Raw genomic sequence first — 17401 nt, forward strand, 5'->3', positions numbered from 1 at the left:
CAGACGTACACGGACGGACAACATGGCAGTGGTCACATTCCGCTCCCCGGGGACCTCTCAAGACTCGTACAGACTGGCGATTTCGGCCACTCTCGACGCCGACCCACACACTCGGCGGAAACCACGCCAGGCGTGACATTTCGCACAGTCTCCCCGCACACGGCGAAACTTGCCCTGTTGCGGCTCCCCCGGGAGGCACGGGGGGCCTTCCGGGGAGCCGGAACAGGGCAAGACGAAGGCCCGGATCTCAGGCGGAGATGCCGTCGATCCGGGCCATCGCGTCGTCCGCGCCGTACGGCTGGAGGTATGGCAGCCAGCGCGGGTCCCTGTGTCCGGTCCCGATGATGCGCCACGCGAGCCCCGTCGGCGGGGCGGGTTTATGGCGCAGGCGCCAGCCGATCTCGACCAGGTGGCGGTCGGCCTTGGTGTGGTTGCAGCGGCGGCAGGACGCCACCACGTTGTCCCAGGCGTGCTGACCTCCGCGGGAGCGCGGGATGACGTGGTCGACGCTGGTTGCGACGCCACCGCAGTACATGCACCGGCCGCCGTCGCGGGCGAAGAGCGCGCGACGCGTAAGTGGAACGGGCCCCCGATAAGGGACCCGTACGAACCTCTTCAGCCGGACCACGCTGGGTGCGGGGACAGTAACGGTCGCGCTGTGCATGAAGGCGCCGGATTCCTCGAGGCTGACAGCCTTGTTCTCCAGGACGAGGACGAGCGCGCGGCGGAGCGGTACGACGCCGAGCGGCTCGTACGACGCGTTGAGGACCAGGACGTGCGGCACGGATGCCTCCTTGTACGCCGGCGGCGCGTGGCTCGCGCCGGGACGATCTGTGGCCAGTGTCCCCGAACGCCTGGTGGAAGCGCCACCATGTGCCGGTAACGGGCTGGGAGTGTTTTCGACCACACCTCTCCACATCCCCAGGTGAGTAGGGCCTCTCCCCTGAACATCGCGACGATCGACACACAATGCCCCGTTAGTGTGGTGGTTCTGCCCGATCGGTGTCCCCCATATGTCCCTGCCGCGGGCGGACAGCTACGCCTGGAGGTACCTGCCGTGTCCTTGCCCGTCCTATTGGCCGCCGTTACGCCGTCGCCCTCCCCCTCTCCTTCGTCCTCGGCGACGAACCCGGCGACCGCAACGCTCCAGGACGCTCAGGAAAGCGCGACGAACGCCGCGAGCTGGGTCGAGCAGAACTGGTCGACGTGGCTCAGCATCGGCCTGCGGGTCCTGCTGATCGTGGTGATCGCGGCCGTGCTCCGGGTGGTGGTACGGCGCTCCATCAGCAAGCTGATCGAGCACATGAACTCCACCGCTCAGGCGGTGGACGGCACCGCGCTCGGCGGCCTCCTGGTGAACAACGAACGCCGCCGCCAGCGCTCCCAGGCCATCGGCTCGGTGCTCCGCTCGGTCGCGTCCTTCGTGATCATGGGCACGGCCGCGCTGATGGTCCTCGGCACCTTCGAGATCAACCTGGCGCCGCTGCTCGCCTCGGCGGGAGTCGCGGGCGTGGCGATCGGTTTCGGCGCCCGCAATCTCGTCACGGACTTCCTCTCCGGCGTCTTCATGATCCTGGAGGACCAGTACGGCGTCGGGGACACGGTCGACGCGGGCGTCGCCTCCGGCGAGGTCATCGAGGTCGGCCTGCGCGTGACGAAGCTTCGCGGCGACAACGGCGAGGTCTGGTACGTCCGCAACGGCGAGGTCAAGCGCATCGGCAACCTCTCCCAGGGCTGGGCCACGGCCGGCGTCGACGTCACGGTCCGCCCCTCGGAGGACCTGGACCGAGTCCAGTCCGTCCTGCACGAGGTCGGCGAGGCCATGAGCAAGGAAGAGCCCTGGAGCGAGCGGCTCTGGGGCCCGATCGAGGTCCTCGGCCTCGACAACGTCTTCCTCGACTCGATGGTCGTCCGCGTCTCGGCGAAGACGATGCCCGGCAAGGCGCTGAGCGTCGAACGCGAACTGCGCTGGCGTATCAAGCGGGCCTTCGACGCCGCCGACATCCGCATGGTCGGCGGCCTCCCGGTCCAGCCGGACGGCGAGCCCTCGGCCGCCGACCCGACCGCGGGCATGGCGGCCCCGTCCGCCTATGCCTCCTCCACGTCCCCGCAGTCCCAGGCGGCTTCCCCGCTGGCCCCGTCGAACGTGACGAAGTAGCCGGCCCCACCGCCGATCCCCGGCCTCGGCGCCGGCCCCGGCCCCGGCCTCGCCCCCGGCGCCGTCCCCGGCCCACCGCCCGAACACAGCACGGCCGCACGGTCACCCGGTCGGGCAGCCCACCCACGAGGGCGCCCCCATGTCCAGGGGCGCCCTCAGCCATTCGCAGGTAACGAGTTCGTTGCCACCGGCGGCCGCTATTGACGCCCCCGTTGACCGCGGCTTACTTTCCTCCCATCAATAGGAAACCTTCCTAACAATGATCTTCCAGTGGACTTCGCGGCGCCCACGCTGAGAAGCTGAGCGGCTGAAAGGCAGGTGGCGACACACATGGCAGGATCCGCGGGCACGCCGGGTACTCCAAGCGTTCTGCGCGCCATGAACGACCGCGCCGCGCTGGACCTGTTGCTCGCGCACGGCCCGCTGTCGCGGACCCGGATCGGCAAGCTCACCGGGCTGTCCAAGCCCACCGCCTCACAGCTCCTCGCCCGCCTGGAAGCGGCCGGACTCGTCCTCGCCACCGGAACCAGCGAGGGACGCCCGGGCCCCAGCGCCCAGTTGTACGTGGTCAATCCAGGCGCGGCCTACGCGGCGGGCCTGGACGTCACCCCCGAGCGCATCCTCGCCGCCGTCGCGGACGTCACGGGGCGGACCGTGGGCGAGTACGAACTGCTCACCCCTGGACGCCGTCCCGCCCAGTCCGTCGCACGCCAGGTCACCGACGCGCTCGACGGCGCGGTGAAGGCGGCGGGGCTCGCCAGGGACGACGTACGCCGGGTCGTCATCGGGACGCCCGGCGCCTTCGACCCCAACACCGGCCGGCTGCGCTACGCCTCGCACCTGCCCGGCTGGCACTCCCCCGGCATTCTCGACGAGCTGGCGGCCGCGCTGCCCATGCCCGTCGAGTACGAGAACGACGTCAACCTCGTCGCCATCGCCGAGCAGCGGCTCGGTGCGGCACGGGGGCACGAGGACTTCGTACTCCTGTGGAACGAGGGGGGACTCGGCGCCGCCCTCGTCCTCGGCGGGCGGCTGCACCGCGGCTGGACCGGCGGCGCGGGCGAGGTCGGCTTCCTGCCGGTCCCGGGCGCGCCGCTCGTACGGCAGGTGACCAAGGCGAACAGCGGCGGCTACCAGGAGCTGGCCGGTTCGCAGGCCATCCCCAAACTGGCACGAGAGCTGGGCATCCGGCCCGTACCCCACGGTCCGTACGCCGAGGTCGCCGCCGCCCTCGTCCAGCAGGCCGCCGCCCGGAACGAGGGCCCCCACCGGCAGCTTCTGGAGACGTACGCGACCGGGCTCGCCACCGGTCTGGCCTCGCTCGTCTCCGTGCTCGACCCCGAACTCGTCGTGCTCAGCGGCTCCTCGCTCACCGCGGGCGGCGAACCCCTGCGCGCGCTGGTCCAGGCCGAACTGGAGGAGCTGGCCCCGTCCCGGCCGCGCCTCGTGATCGGCGACGTACACGAACACCCCGTGCTGCGCGGCGCGTTGGAGAGCGCCCTGGCAGCCACCCGCGACGAGGTCTTCGACACCTCCCGCTGAACCCGTAAGCCCGTTTCCGGCCTCACCACCGCCCAGTCCAGCCCCGCCCTGCCCTAGGGAGACCTCGCCATGCCCGGAATGTCCCGAAAGGCGGCTGCCGCGCTCGCCGCCTCCGCCTCCATAGCCCTCCTCGTCTCCGCCTGTACCGGCTCCACCGAATCCGGTGCGGACGACGACGCTTCCAAGGACACCACGATCAACTTCTGGCACGCCTGGAGCGCGCCCGGCGAGGTCGAGGGCGTCAAGACCCTGGTCGCGGGCTTCGAGAAGTCGCACCCCAACATCCATGTCAACGTCGTCGGCAACATGACGGACGACAAGGTCAACCAGGCGCTGCGCGCGGGCGGCAGCAAGGCCCCCGACGTCGTCTCGTCCTTCACCACCAACAACGTGGGCAAGTTCTGCTCGTCGGGCGCCTTCGTCGACCTCAATCCCTTCTTCGAGAAGGCGGGCATCGACCCGGAGAAGACCTTCCCGAAGGCCATGAACGAGTACACCCAGTTCGAGGGCAACCGCTGCACGGTCCCGCTGCTCGGCGACGCCTACGGGCTCTACTACAACAAGACCGCCTTCGAGGCGGCGGGCATCACCAGTCCCCCCAAGACCTGGTCCGAGTTCGAGGCCGACGCCAAGAAGTTGACCAAGTCCAAGGGCGACAGCTTCTCCCAGCTCGGTTTCATGCCGAACTACCACGGCTGGGAGTCGACGACCGAGCACTACTTCGGGCAGTTCTCGCCGACGTACTTCGACTCGTCCGGCAAGTCGAACATCGCCAAGGACCCCGCTTTCGAGGCCGGTTTCACGCTTCAGAAGAAGCTCGTCGACGAACTCGGCGGCTATCAGAAGCTGGAGAAGTACCGTTCCAAGCTCGGTGACGAGTGGGGCCCCAAGCACCCCTTCCACACCGGCCAGGTCGCCATGCAGCTGGACGGCGAGTGGCGGCTCGGCATGGCCGAGGAGGCCAAGCCCGGCTTCGAGATCGGCGTCGCGCCGCTGCCCGTCCCCGACGACCAGGCGGACCAGTACGGCAAGGGCTACATCACCGGCACCATCGCGGGCGTCGCCGCCACCAGCAAGAAGCAGAACGCGGCCTGGGAACTGGTGAAGTACATGACCACGGACACCGACGCCGTGGTCGGATTCGCCAACGCCATCCACAACGTGCCCTCGACGCTCGCCGCCCTCAAGTCGCCGAAGCTGAAGTACGACCCGCGTTTCAAGACGTTCCTGGACATCGCGTCGAACCCGGACTCGACGACAACTCCCGCGTCCATCAACGGCGGTACGTACCTCGTGACGATCCAGCAGTTCGGATACGACTACGAGAGCGGCAAGGAATCCGATCTGAAGGCGGGCCTGAAGAAGGCCGCCGCGCAGATCGACACGGACATCGCTCAGGCCAAGTAGCCCGCGATGAGCGCCACTTACACACTGCGCGCCAAGCGCCGCCGGGCGGCGCTGAAAACGGCCGCCTTCATGTCGCCCTGGCTGATCGGTTTCACGGTCTTCTTCGCTTACCCGCTGCTCTCGACGGTCTACTTCTCGTTCATGCACTACGACGGCTTCAAGCCGCCGACCTGGGTCGGAACGAAGAACTGGGCCTACGTCTTCGAGAACTACCCGCTCTTCTGGCCCGCCCTGCGCAACACCCTCTGGCTCGTCGTCGTCATGGTCGGCCTCCGGGTCCTCTTCGGACTCGGGGTCGGCCTGCTGATCACGAAGATCAGGACCGGCACGGGCGTCTTCCGGACCCTCTTCTACCTGCCCTACCTCGCCCCGCCGGTGGCCGCCACGATGGCCTTCGCGTTCCTCCTCAACCCCGGTACGGGGCCGGTCAACTCGATCCTGGAAGGCATCGGGATACCGGCGCCGGGCTGGTTCAACGACCCGTCCTGGTCGAAGCCGGCCCTGACCATGCTGGCCCTGTGGGGCGTCGGCGACCTCATGGTCATCTTCATGGCCGCGCTGCTCGACGTGCCCAAGGAGCAGTACGAGGCGGCGGAGTTGGACGGCACGTCGGCGTGGCAGCGGTTCCGGTACGTGACCCTGCCGAACATCTCGCCGATCGTGATGTTCGCGGTGGTCACCGGCGTGATCCAGGCCATGCAGTACTACACGCAGCCGCTGATCGCCGGGAAGGTCGCGTCGGGCGTCATCCAGGGCGCGGGAACCCAGTTCGAACCCGGCTATCCCGACAAGTCGACGCTCACCCTCCCCCAGCTCGTCTACAACCTCGGCTTCCAGCGCTTCGACTACGGCTCCGCCTGTGTGGTCGCGCTGGTGCTGTTCGCCCTGTCCATGGTGTTCACCGCGTTCCTGATGCGGCGCCGGGGCGGTCTCATCCAGGCAGGTGACTGACACCATGACCACTCAAGTACTGGACAAACCAGCCAAGTTCGGAAGCCCCGCGCCCGTCTCGCCCGCCGAGCGCACCGCCCGCCGCCGGACCCTCCTGGAGTGGATCGCCGTACACGCCCTCGGCGTCGCGGCCGCCCTCTTCTTCGTCCTCCCCTTCGTGTTCGTCTTCCTGACCTCGCTGATGAGCGACACCCAGGCACTCAGCCGCGACCTGATCCCGGACACCTGGGAGTGGGGCAACTACCAGAAGGTCTTCGACACCCCGGGCTTCCTGACCTGGTGGAAGAACACCCTCCTGTACGCCGGCGCCGGCACCGTCCTGACCGTGGTCTCCTCGATCCCGGTCGCCTACGCGCTGGCCAAGTTCCGCTTCCGCGGCCGGAATCTGTCACTGATGCTGGTCATCTCGATGATGATGCTGCCGCCGCAGGTCGTCATCATCCCGATGTACCTGTTCTGGGCGAAGCAGCTGGACCTGTCCGGCACCCTGTGGCCGCTGATCATCCCGATGGCGTTCGGAGACGCCTTCTCGATCTTCCTGCTGCGCCAGTTCCTGATGACGATCCCGAACGAGTACCTGGACGCGGCGAAGGTCGACGGCTGCGGAGACCTGCGGACGCTCCTGAAGGTCGTCCTGCCGATGGCGAAGCCGGGGATCGCCGCGGTCGCCCTCTTCCAGTTCTTCTACGCGTGGAACGACTACTTCGGGCCACAGATCTACGCCTCCGAGAATCCGGGGGCCTGGACGCTCTCCTACGGTCTGGAATCGTTCAAGGGCGCGCACCACACCGACTGGAACCTCACCATGGCCGCGACCGTGCTGGTCATGGCCCCCGTGATCCTCGTGTTCTTCTTCGCGCAGAAGGCGTTCGTCGAGGGTGTCACGCTCACCGGAGTGAAGGGCTGACCATGAAACTCGCAGTAGTGGGCGGGGGTTCCACCTACACCCCCGAACTCATCGACGGCTTCGCCCGGTTGAGGGACACCCTGCCCATCGAGGAGCTGATGCTCCTCGACCCGGCCGCGGACCGCCTGGAGCTGGTGGGCGGTCTCGCCCGGCGCATCTTCGCCCGCCAGGGGCACCCGGGCCGGATCGTCACCACCGGCAACCTGGACGCGGCCGTCGAGGGTGCCGACGCCGTACTGATCCAACTGCGGGTCGGCGGACAGGCGGCACGCAACGAGGACGAGACCTGGCCGCTGGAGTGCGGCTGCGTCGGGCAGGAGACGACGGGCGCGGGCGGCCTCGCCAAGGCGCTGCGCACGGTGCCCGTGGTCCTCGACATCGCCGAACGCGTCCGCCGTGCCAACCCGGACGCCTGGATCATCGACTTCACCAACCCGGTCGGGATCGTGACCCGCGCCCTGCTCCAGGCCGGCCACAGGACCGTCGGCCTGTGCAACGTGGCGATCGGCTTCCAGCGGAAGTTCGCCGCCCTGCTCGGCGTCACCCCCGCCGAGGTGCACCTGGACCACGTGGGGCTCAACCACCTGAGCTGGGAGACCGGGGTGCGCCTCGGCGGCCCCGAGGGCGAGGACGTCCTCCCCAAGCTCCTCGCCGGACACGGCGACACCATCGCCGACGACCTGCACCTGCCACGCTCCGTCGTCGACCGCCTCGGCGTCGTCCCGTCGTACTACCTGCGCTACTACTACGCGCACGACGAGGTCGTGCGGGAGCTGCGGACCAGGCCCTCACGGGCGTCCGAAGTGGCGGAGATGGAAAGGCGGTTGCTGGAGATGTACGGCGACCCGACGCTCGACGAGAAGCCCGAGCTGCTCGCCCGGCGCGGCGGCGCCTACTACTCGGAGGCGGCCGTGGACCTCGCGGCCGGTCTGCTCGGCGGTGGCGGCAGCCCCTACCAGGTGGTGAACACGTACAACAACGGGACGCTCCCCTTCCTGCCGGCCGACGCCGTGATCGAGGTGCAGGCCGCGGTCGGCTCCCAGGGGCCGTCACCGCTGCCGGTGGAACCCGTGGACCCGCTGTACGCGGGCCTGATGGCCAATGTGACGGCGTACGAGGACCTGGCACTCGACGCGGCCCTGCGCGGCGGCCGGGACCGGGTGTTCCGTGCCCTCCTCGCCCATCCGCTCATCGGCCAGCACGCGTACGCCGACGCCCTCACCGACCAGCTGATCGCGCACAACCGGGAGCACCTCGCGTGGGCATGACCTCATCGGGACCCGGCGCCGGGACGGCCGCCGGGTCCCCCACCGCGGCGCTGGTCCTGGCCATCGACGCGGGGAACAGCAAGACCGACGTCGCCGTGCTGGCCGCGGACGGACAGGTGATCGGTACCGCGCGCGGTGGCGGTTTCCGGCCGCCCGCCGTCGGGGTGGAGACGGCGGTGGACGCGCTGGCCGAGGCCGTCGTCCGGGCCTTCGCCGAGGCCGGCGTCACCTCGGTCGCCCATGTCGCCGCCTGCCTCGCCAACGCCGACCTCCCGGTCGAGGAGGAGCGGTTGGCGGCCGCGCTGCACGCGCGCGCGTGGGGGACGAGCGTGGAGGTGCGCAACGACACCTTCGCGATCCTGCGGGCCGGGATAGCAGAGCCGCGCGGAGTCGCGGTGGTGTGCGGGGCGGGCATCAACTGCGTGGGTATGCGGCCCGACGGGCGCACCGCCCGCTTCCCCGCGATCGGGCGTATCTCCGGTGACTGGGGCGGCGGTTGGGGTCTCGCGGAGGAGGCGCTGTGGCACGCGGCACGCGCCGAGGACGGCCGCGGCGGCCCCACCGCCCTGGCCCGCACCCTCCCCGCCCACTTCGGCCTTCCCTCCATGTACGCCCTCATCGAGGCCCTCCACCTGGAGCACCTCGGGAACGCCCGCCGCCACGAGCTGACGCCGGTCCTGTTCACCACGGCGGCCGACGGCGACCCGGTCGCCCGTTCCCTCGTCGACCGCCTCGCGGAGGAGGTGGTCGCCATGGCCACGGTCGCCCTGACCCGCCTGGCCCTCCTGGAGGAGCCCACCCCGGTCCTCCTCGGCGGCAGCATCCTCGCCGCCCGCCACCCCCAACTCGACGCCCGGATAAGGGAGCTGCTGGCCGACCGCGCCCCCAAGGCGGTCCCCCAGGTGGTGACGGCCAGCCCGGTCCTGGGCGCCGCGCTGCTCGGCCTGGACCATGTGCGCGCCCCGGAGGCGGCACACGCGCGCGTGCGGGCGTTCTACGAGGAGGGCTGAACCGGGTGCGGGGGGCGGGGAAACCCGCCCCCCGACGCCTGCCCCGAACGGGAACCGAACACCTGCCGAGGGCGTGTTCAGGGAAAGGGGGCTGCGGGGAGCTTCGGGCTGCGCCGCGATCCGAACAAGATCGAGTCAAGAACTGTGCGAATGTCGGTCACTGCGACGATACTTGCGGCCGTGCATCTCGTCCGTGCTCCCCGCGCACCGGACAGAGGTGACAGACGGATGACCATGGGGGAGGTCACGTGACATACCCGCCGAACGGCAGCGCGGCGCCACCGGGGACACCTGGGCAGAGCGGCCCACCGGGTCTGTCGGTACGCCCGGCCGCACCCACGATGCCGGCCCTGCCGCCGCAGGCCGGTCCCGCCGTACCGCGGCCGGCCGGACCCGCGACACCCGACGCCCCGCACCCGCCCGCGCACACACCCCCGCCCGCTCCCCCACGCCGCACGGCCTGGGCGGAAGGCGTGGACTCCCTGCGCTCAGCGGCGACGACGGAGCCGGGCCGGCTGCGGATCATCGGCGCCGTACTGGCCCTGCTGGTCGTCGCGTTCGGCGCGGTCACCGCCTGGCAGATGACGGACCGCTCGGCCGCCGCGGACGACGTGCTGAACAGCAGCCAGCCGCTGAGCGCCAGCGCCGCGGACATCTACCGCTCGCTCGCCGACGCCAACACGGCCGCCTCCAGCGGCTTCCTCGCGGGCGGCCAGGAGACCGAGGAGTCCCGCAAGCGGTACGAGGAGGACATCCAGACCGCCGCGGAGAAGCTCGTCACGGCCGCGGCCAACTCCGAGCCGGGCTCCCCGTCGGAAAAGACCATCACGAAGCTCAACAAGCTGCTCCCGGAGTACAAGGGCCTGATCGAGCGGGCCCGCGCCAACAACCGGCAGGGCTTCCCGCTCGGCGGCGCCTACCTGCGGTACGCGAACGCGACGATGCAGGACGAGATGCTCCCGGCCGCCAGGGATCTCTACACCAAGGAGAACCAGCGTCTGGAGGCCGACTACGCCGACGCCACGCCCTACCCGTGGATCGCGATAGGTCTCGGCCTGCTCGCACTCGGCGGCCTCGCCTGGGCCCAACGGCGCAACTACCGTCGTACGAACCGGGTGTTGAACCACGGCATGGCCGCCGCCACCGCGGCCTCCGCGGTCGTCCTGCTCTGGCTGGTCGTCGGGCACAGCGTGGCCCGGGCGGGGCTCAACGAGTCCTACGACCACGGCGTCCGCTCCCTGAACGTGCTGAACGACGCCCGCCTCGCGTCCCTGAACGCGCGGGGCAACGAGAACCTGACCCTGGTCAGCCGGGGCGCGGAGACCAAGGAACTGCCGGACGGCACGGTCGTGGACCTCTTCGACTACGACTTCCAGCAGGAGATGGACGACCTCACCAAGAAGCTGGCCGCCGCCTCGGCCCTCGCCGACGACAAGGCGGGCGAGCAGCCCGTGGCCACCGCGACGGGCAACATGAAGGTGTGGAAGCTCCGTCACCTGGAGGCCCGCGAGGCCGACGACAACGGCAACTACCAGGCGGCGCTGGACAAGGTGATCGGTTCCAAGAGCGACGAGCCGACGGGCGAGTGCTTCGACGGCGTCGACGAGAACCTGAGACTGGCGCTGGAGCACGAGGAGACCGAGTTCAAGAAGTCGGCGGGCGACGGCCTGGACGCGCTGACCGGTCTGCCGGTGGGTGCGGCGGTCCTGGCGGTGCTGGCGGCGGCGGGCGCGGTTCTCGGCATCGGGCGCAGGCTTTCGGAGTACCGGTGAGAGGGGGAGCGGTGAGAGGGGGAGCGGCAATGGGTGCACGACGTCTGAGGGCAAGCCTGAAGGGCTGGGGCGGCGTGGGTGCGATGGCCGTCGTCTGCGCACTCACCGCGGTGTTCGCCCTGTTGCTGCCGTTGAGCGGCGCGAGCGGGGACGGCAGCACCGGCATAGGCGGCCAGGGCGTGGGCAAGGGCACCCAGGCGAAGGCCGAGGAGTGCACCGACCCGCAGAACCAGAGCCTGACCCCGTCCGGAGTGAGCGGCGCGACGATCGAGGCCATCAAGAACCGCAAGGACCCGCGGCTGATCGTCGGCGTCGACCAGAACAGCTTCCGCTGGGGCTACCGCGACCCGAACAACACGGAGAGCGGCAGCGACCTCGAGGGCTTCGACATCGACCTCGTGCACGCGATCGCCAAGGACATCCTGGGCGACGAGAACGCCGTGCAGTTCCGCGCCATCCCCACCAACCAGCGCATCCCCGCCATACAGCAGGGCAAGGTCGACATGGTGGTCCGCACCATGACGATCACCTGCTCCCGGCTCGATGACGTCGCCTTCTCCGCGCCGTACTTCGAGACCGGCCAGCAGGTCCTGGCTCCGATCGACTCGACCATCAAGGGGTACGACAAGTCGCTGGCGGGCAAGAAGATCTGCACGGCGACGGGCTCCACCGCGTACGACAAGCTGGACGCCGACAAGGAGGCGGGCAAGCTCGCCTCCACCGCCGACATCTCCACCACGGTTCCCAACCAACTCGACTGCCTGGTGAGGCTCCAGCTCGGTGAGGTGGACGCCGTGGTGACCGACGGCGCGCTGGCCGCGAGCCAGGCCGCCCAGGACCCCACCGTCCAGCTCAAGGGCAAGACCTTCACCACCGAGTACTACGGCGTGGCGATGAAGAAGGGCGCCGACGACCTGGTGCGCCGGGTCAACCGGGTCCTGGAGAGCTACCGCGGGAACGGCTGGCGGACGGCGTACGACAAGTGGCTCTCCCCGACCCTCGGGGCGGACTCCCCGTCGTCGGATCCGCCCGCCCCGAAATACAAGTAGCGGTCGTGTAGCGGTACGAACGGCAGTGGCAGTACGGGTAGCGGTACGAGTAGCCGACACGAGCGGAAGCGAGAGGTGATCGATGGGCGTCACGGGACCCCCCGAGCCGGTGCTGGACCGGGACGAGGTGGACCGTGCGCTGGCGCGGCTCGGCGCGGAGCACGAGGCCATCGAGACCTCGCTCCTCGCCCTCCAGGACCACGCGGGCCGCAGACTCCTGGAAGGCGCCGAACTCACGGGCACGACCAAGGAGCGCTGGGCGGCCGCCGACGCGTCGATCACCCTGCTGTGGGCGTACTTCGACGCGTACACGGACGCGTTGCGCTCCGGCCGCGAGATCCGCTCCCGCAGACGCTGGTCCAGCCGCGAGGACCTGCTGGAGCTGACCGAGCTGCTGCGCGGCGCGAGCATCACGGTCGCCGGGTCCGCCACGGCCACCGCCAACGCGCCGACCCTGGCCGGCACCGGCAAACTCAGCGAGCGGTTCTCGCTGGTCGCGCTGGTGGAGCGGATGAACGAGCTGTACGCGTCCTCGCTCGACATGGTCATCGCCGCGGACGCGGTCTGGTCCGCGCTGCCCGCCCGGATCGATTTACTGGCCGCGGAGCTCCAGCGCACCCGCCGGCTCGCGCACTCCGTCGGCGTCCGCCCGGGCGAGCACCCCTCGGGCGACGACCTGGAGCGGATCACCCGTACGCTCACCACCCTGCGCGAGCGCGTGGTGTCCGACCCGCTGGCCTTCTGGGTTCCCGCGAAGGGGAGTTCGGCGCCCGGCGGCGGACGCCCGGACACCACGACGTACGACCGCGAGGCGCGCGCCCTGGAGGACGTGCGCCGGGAGATCGACGCCGTGCTCACCGTCCGGCAGGACGCCGAGGCGCGCCTGGTGAAGCTGCGTGACGTGCTCAGCCGCGCGGACCGCACCCTCGCGGAGGCGAGGAACGCCCGCGGTGAGGTGCTCGCGAAGATCGCCGCGTCCGAGGTGCCCGCGGTCAGCGGCCCGCCGACCGTGCTCCAGGAGCAGTTGCAGACGGCCGCGGAGTACCGCAGGCACGCCCAGTGGCACCGGCTCTCCCCGCTCCTGGAGGCGCTGGAGGAGAAGGCCGAGGACGAACTGCTGCGCGCCCGCGAGTCGTTGACCGCGGTCACCCAGCCACTGGCGGTCCGCGCGGAGCTGCGCGGCCGCCTCGACGCGTACAAGGCGAAGGTGGCCCGGCACGGCCTCGCGGAGGACCCGTTCCTCATCGAGCGCTACGACGCGGCGCGCCGCATGCTGTGGAGCGCGCCCTGTGACCTGCGGGTCGCGGGGGACGCCGTACTGCGCTACCAGCACGCGGCGGCCGACCTGCTCAGCCCGCGGGTGCCCGAGCAGGGCAATGGGCCACAGGACCGTAGGGGGGAATCGTGAGTCAGCAGACTGTGGGTGAGCAGCGGGAGTGCCAGCGGCCCGGTTGCTCGGGGTCGTACGAGGACATGGGCGGCGGTGAGCTGTACTGCGACACGTGCGGGCTCGCGCCGGTCGTGTCGGCGGGCGGGGCGGTGGGGTCGCCGCCGACCGGGATCACCGCGGGCGGCCGGAGCTCGCGGGGCTCGGCCAGCACCAACAGCGCCAGTTCACGGGCGAGTTCGCGTGCGTCGTCGCGCTCCTCGCAGTCGCGGCGCTCGGTGTCCGGGCGGCTCTCCCGCGCACTGTCCGGCAATTCGACGGGCCGCTCGGTCTCGGTCCGCAGCTCCGGTTCGGCCGCCGGTTCCACCGGGCGCGGCCGGCTCGGTGCCGGCCTGGTCGAGGTACCGGGTGTGCCGCGGCCCGACCCGCGCGGGATGGTCCAGGAGAACCCGGAGGTGCCCGAGCGCAAGCGGTTCTGCTCGCGCTCCGACTGCGGTGCTCCGGTGGGGCGTTCGCGCGGCGAGACGGCCGGGCGCACGGAGGGGTTCTGCACGAAGTGCGGCAACCCGTACTCGTTCGTGCCGAAGCTGGCCGCGGGTGACATCGTGCACGGCCAGTACGAGGTGGTGGGCTGTCTCGCGCACGGCGGGCTCGGCTGGGTGTATCTCGCCGTCGACCGCGCCGTGTCCGACCGCTGGGTGGTCCTCAAGGGCCTGCTCGACACGGGCGACCAGGACGCGATGGCGGCGGCGATCTCCGAGCGCCGCTTCCTCGCGGAGATCGAGCACGCCAACATCGTGCGGATCTACAACTTCGTCGAGCATCTCGACCAGCGCACCGGCTCCCTCGACGGCTACATCGTCATGGAGTACGTCGGCGGCAAGTCCCTCAAGGAGATCGCCAACGACCGTCGCACGGTGGCCGGGAAGCGGGACCCGCTGCCGGTCGAGCAGGCCTGCGCGTACGGCATCGAGGCCCTGGAGGCGCTCGGCCATCTGCACAGCCGCAACCTCCTGTACTGCGACTTCAAGGTCGACAACGCGATACAGACCGAGGACCAGCTCAAGCTGATCGACATGGGCGCGGTGCGCAGGATGGACGACGACGAGTCGGCCATCTACGGCACGGTGGGCTACCAGGCGCCCGAGGTCGCCGAGGTCGGCCCCTCCGTCGCCTCCGACCTCTACACGGTCGCCCGCACGCTGGCCGTGATGACCTTCGACTTCCAGGGCTACACGAACGTGTTCGTGGACTCCCTGCCGGACCCGGACAACATCGAGGTCTTCCGCCAGTACGAGTCCTTCTACCGGCTCCTGGTGCGGGCCACCGACCCCGACCCGGCCCGCCGGTTCGCCTTCGCGCAGGAGATGGCCGAGCAGCTGACGGGCGTGCTGCGCGAGGTCGTCTCCGTGCAGACCGGTCGCGCCCGCCCGTCGCTCTCCACCTTGTTCGGGCCCGAACTCAAGGTCACGGACACCGAGTTGTTCGGACGGCTGGACGGGGACGTGTCACGGCTTGGCGGGCGGGCCGTGCCGGTGGGGCGCCGTCAGCGGGCCATTTCCGCGGCGGCCGACAACGGCCGGCTCCCCATCACCTCGGGCGTCACGGGTCGGGCCGGGGCCGGCACCCTGGTCAGACCCGTCCAGGGCGCCACCACCGCCCTCGCGCTGCCCGTACCCCGGGTGGACCCGGGCGACCCCAACGCCGGTTTCCTCGCCGGGCTGATGGCCTCCGCGCCCGCGGAGCTGATCACCGCGCTGCACGCGGCGCCGACCGGTTCCCTGGAGCTGCGGCTGCGCGAACTGCGGGCCCGCCTGGAGATGGGCGAACCTGCCGACGCGGCAAGGGCGCTGGAGGCCCTGGAGAGGGACCACCCGGACGACTGGCGGGTGGTCTGGTACCGAGGCGTCGCGGCGCTCGCGAGCGGCGAGTACGAGGTCGCCGCGCTGTCCTTCGACGCGGTCTACGACGCGTTCCCCGGCGAGCCGGCCCCCAAGCTGGCCCTCGGCGTGTGCGCGGAGGTGCTCGGGCAGCTGGACAACGCCGCCGAGTACTACCGCCTGGTGTGGACGACCGACCCCAGCTACGTGAGTTCGGCGTTCGGCCTGGCCCGCGTACAGCTCGCCTCGGACGACCGCCGTGGCGCCGTACACACGCTGGAGTCCGTACCGGAGTCGTCGATCCACTACACGGCGGCGCGGGTCGCGGCCGTCCGGGCGCGGCTGCGGCAGCGACTCGCCGAAGAGGCGGCCGCCGCACCGTTTTTGGACGACCTGACGGCGGCCGCGGGGCAGGTCGAGGCGCTGGACGGATACGGTCTCGACGCGGTGCGACGCGAGCAGTTGTCCACAGAAGTACTGGGCTGCGCCCTGGACTGGGTACTCTCCGGTAGCCAGGTTTCCCCTCCGGTTTCCGGTGGCGGACGGGCGCTGCTCGGCAACGCACTGGACGAGCGCGGCCTCCGCTTCGGCCTGGAGCGCTCGTACCGCACGCTGGCCCGCCTCGCGCGGGGCGGCGAGGAGAGGATCGACCTGGTGGAACGTGCCAACCGTTACCGCCCCCGGACGTGGGTGTGATTGATGTCCCAGATGCCCCAGCCGACGGCCCTTTCGCGGTGCCCCAGTTGCGAGGAGCCGCTGGAGGCGGGTGACCGCTTCTGCGGTGCGTGCGGATACGACCTGTCGGCGGTGCCCACACCGCCGCAGGACGATCCGACGATCACCATGAACGGCGCGTCGCCGCACCCCCCTTCGGCCGTCCCGTCCGTCGACTGGCCCGTCGCGCCCGAGGTGGACAGCTCCAACACACCGGCGCCGGTGCACCGGGCGGCGGACATCCAGGGCACCGACTCGGCCGGCTCCGAACTCCCGCACCCGGGACGCGAGTCCGCGGGCGTACGGTTCGACAGGCCGCGCGAGCCGGACGAGTACCCCCTGGCTCCCCCGGCCGAAGCGCTCTCCGCGCCACTCGCCGGCCCGCCCCTCGCCGACCCGCGCACCGCCGATCACGCGACGCCCGCCGCGGGCACCAGGCTGTGTGTCGCCTGCCGCTCGGGCAGTGTCGACAGCGACGGCTACTGCGAGAACTGCGGGCACGCGCAGCCACGCGAACGCGACCACATGGAGCAGGAGTTGAGCGCGGTCTCCGCGGTCAGCGACCGGGGCCTGCGCCACCACCGCAACGAGGACGCGTTCGCGATCTCCTCGACCGCGCTGCCCGACGGCTCACCCGCCGTCGTGGCGATCGTCTGCGACGGCGTCTCCTCGGCGACCCGCCCCGACGAGGCCTCTCTCGCCGCCTCCCGCGCGGCGAACGAGTCGCTGCTCGCGGCCCTGCCGCTCGGCACGCACCCGCAGCAGGCCATGCACGAGGCGATCATCGCCGCCTCGGAGTCCGTCAACTCCCTGGCGGACCCGCCCGCTTCGCACGACGAGCACGCCCCGCACGTGAACGCGCCGGCCTGCACCCTCGTCGGCGCCGTCGTCACCCCCGCCCTGCTGATCATCGGCTGGGTCGGCGACAGCCGCGCCTACTGGGTCCCCGTCGACCGGAGTTCACCCCCGGCCCGGCTCACCGAGGACGACTCGTGGGCCGCGCAGATGGTCGCGGCCGGCCTGATGAACGAGGCCGAGGCGTACGCCGACGAGCGCGCCCACGCCATCACGGGCTGGCTCGGCGCGGACGCGTACGAACTGGAGCCGCACACCGCTTCCTTCAAGCCGGACCGGCCAGGTGTAGTGGTGGTGTGCACCGACGGGCTGTGGAACTACGCCGAGGCGGCCGAGCACCTGGCCGAGGTCGTACCCCTCGACGCCGCCGAGCGTCCGCTGCACAGCGCGCAGGTCCTGGTCGGTCACGCCCTGGACGGCGGGGGCCACGACAACGTAACAGTGGCGGTCGTGCCGTTCCCGGCCCCCTCGCAGGGGGCAGGATCGGCCTGAGGCCGCGGA

Annotated in this window: 13 protein-coding genes; 12 read left to right on the plus strand and 1 reads right to left on the minus strand. The window is 70.8% G+C overall.

Translation table 11 applies throughout. From position 1 onward, the window contains the following. Window positions 1-247 precede the first annotated feature (247 nt). A complete protein-coding gene (locus ACIBLC_RS06325) occupies window positions 248-784 on the minus strand; it encodes an HNH endonuclease (protein WP_358819353.1) in 537 nt (178 codons plus the stop codon). Between the two features lie 273 nt (window positions 785-1057). On the opposite strand from ACIBLC_RS06325, the gene ACIBLC_RS06330 reads away from it, so the two are divergent. The 12 genes from ACIBLC_RS06330 to ACIBLC_RS06385 all read left to right on the plus strand — a co-directional run bounded on the left by ACIBLC_RS06330 (window position 1058) and on the right by ACIBLC_RS06385 (window position 17392). Continuing rightward, window positions 1058-2158: a mechanosensitive ion channel family protein gene (locus ACIBLC_RS06330; protein ID WP_399209556.1), complete on the plus strand. Its 1101-nt coding sequence runs from the start codon at window positions 1058-1060 to the stop codon at window positions 2156-2158. A 330-nt stretch (window positions 2159-2488) separates the two neighbouring features. Continuing rightward, entirely contained in the window at window positions 2489-3700 is a 1212-nt protein-coding gene (locus ACIBLC_RS06335) for an ROK family transcriptional regulator (protein WP_399209558.1), read from the plus strand. Between the two features lie 69 nt (window positions 3701-3769). After that, entirely contained in the window at window positions 3770-5107 is a 1338-nt protein-coding gene (locus ACIBLC_RS06340; protein ID WP_399209559.1) for an ABC transporter substrate-binding protein, read from the plus strand. A 6-nt stretch (window positions 5108-5113) separates the two neighbouring features. Further along, entirely contained in the window at window positions 5114-6058 is a 945-nt protein-coding gene (locus tag ACIBLC_RS06345; protein WP_399209560.1) for a carbohydrate ABC transporter permease, read from the plus strand. Between the two features lie 4 nt (window positions 6059-6062). After that, window positions 6063-6965 (plus strand): carbohydrate ABC transporter permease, encoded by a 903-nt coding sequence (locus ACIBLC_RS06350; RefSeq protein ID WP_399209561.1) that lies wholly within the window; start codon window positions 6063-6065, stop codon window positions 6963-6965. A 2-nt stretch (window positions 6966-6967) separates the two neighbouring features. Next, window positions 6968-8233 carry a 6-phospho-beta-glucosidase gene (locus ACIBLC_RS06355; RefSeq protein ID WP_399209562.1) on the plus strand — a complete coding sequence of 422 codons (1266 nt, stop codon included), beginning with the start codon at window positions 6968-6970 and terminating at the stop codon, window positions 8231-8233. Continuing rightward, window positions 8230-9243, plus strand: coding sequence for an N-acetylglucosamine kinase (locus tag ACIBLC_RS06360; RefSeq protein WP_399209563.1), 1014 nt, complete (start codon window positions 8230-8232; stop codon window positions 9241-9243). The genes ACIBLC_RS06355 and ACIBLC_RS06360 overlap by 4 nt, the downstream gene beginning before the upstream one ends. Before the next feature lie 248 nt (window positions 9244-9491). Continuing rightward, complete coding sequence (locus tag ACIBLC_RS06365; protein WP_399209564.1) at window positions 9492-11015, plus strand: hypothetical protein; 1524 nt, start codon at window positions 9492-9494, stop codon at window positions 11013-11015. Window positions 11016-11044: 29 nt separating this feature from the next. Beyond that, window positions 11045-12064: a glutamate ABC transporter substrate-binding protein gene (locus ACIBLC_RS06370; RefSeq protein WP_399209565.1), complete on the plus strand. Its 1020-nt coding sequence runs from the start codon at window positions 11045-11047 to the stop codon at window positions 12062-12064. A gap of 82 nt (window positions 12065-12146) precedes the next feature. Next, the gene (locus ACIBLC_RS06375) at window positions 12147-13472 is read left to right on the plus strand and encodes a hypothetical protein (protein WP_399209566.1); all 1326 of its coding nucleotides are present in this window, start codon (window positions 12147-12149) and stop codon (window positions 13470-13472) included. Window positions 13473-13537: 65 nt separating this feature from the next. After that, window positions 13538-16027, plus strand: coding sequence for a tetratricopeptide repeat protein (locus ACIBLC_RS06380; RefSeq protein WP_399209888.1), 2490 nt, complete (start codon window positions 13538-13540; stop codon window positions 16025-16027). Next, on the plus strand, window positions 16028-17392 hold the full coding sequence (locus ACIBLC_RS06385; RefSeq protein ID WP_399209567.1) for a protein phosphatase 2C domain-containing protein: 1365 nt from the start codon (window positions 16028-16030) through the stop codon (window positions 17390-17392). Window positions 17393-17401 lie beyond the last annotated feature (9 nt).

Origin of the sequence: Streptomyces sp. NPDC050535, from assembly GCF_044457665.1 — a bacterium.
In the GTDB taxonomy this organism is placed as follows: Bacteria; Actinomycetota; Actinomycetes; order Streptomycetales; family Streptomycetaceae; genus Streptomyces.

What these genes read in the sequence shown, in the direction of transcription:
- ACIBLC_RS06380 (WP_399209888.1), top strand. Translation starts at nt 13,538, where the DNA reads ATGGGCGGCGGTGAGCTGTACTGCGACACGTGCGGGCTCGCGCCGGTC.
- ACIBLC_RS06345 (WP_399209560.1), top strand. Translation starts at nt 5,114, where the DNA reads ATGAGCGCCACTTACACACTGCGCGCCAAGCGCCGCCGGGCGGCGCTG.
- ACIBLC_RS06370 (WP_399209565.1), top strand. Translation starts at nt 11,045, where the DNA reads ATGGGTGCACGACGTCTGAGGGCAAGCCTGAAGGGCTGGGGCGGCGTG.
- ACIBLC_RS06360 (WP_399209563.1), top strand. Translation starts at nt 8,230, where the DNA reads ATGACCTCATCGGGACCCGGCGCCGGGACGGCCGCCGGGTCCCCCACC.
- ACIBLC_RS06350 (WP_399209561.1), top strand. Translation starts at nt 6,063, where the DNA reads ATGACCACTCAAGTACTGGACAAACCAGCCAAGTTCGGAAGCCCCGCG.
- ACIBLC_RS06340 (WP_399209559.1), top strand. Translation starts at nt 3,770, where the DNA reads ATGCCCGGAATGTCCCGAAAGGCGGCTGCCGCGCTCGCCGCCTCCGCC.
- ACIBLC_RS06335 (WP_399209558.1), top strand. Translation starts at nt 2,489, where the DNA reads ATGGCAGGATCCGCGGGCACGCCGGGTACTCCAAGCGTTCTGCGCGCC.
- ACIBLC_RS06355 (WP_399209562.1), top strand. Translation starts at nt 6,968, where the DNA reads ATGAAACTCGCAGTAGTGGGCGGGGGTTCCACCTACACCCCCGAACTC.
- ACIBLC_RS06375 (WP_399209566.1), top strand. Translation starts at nt 12,147, where the DNA reads ATGGGCGTCACGGGACCCCCCGAGCCGGTGCTGGACCGGGACGAGGTG.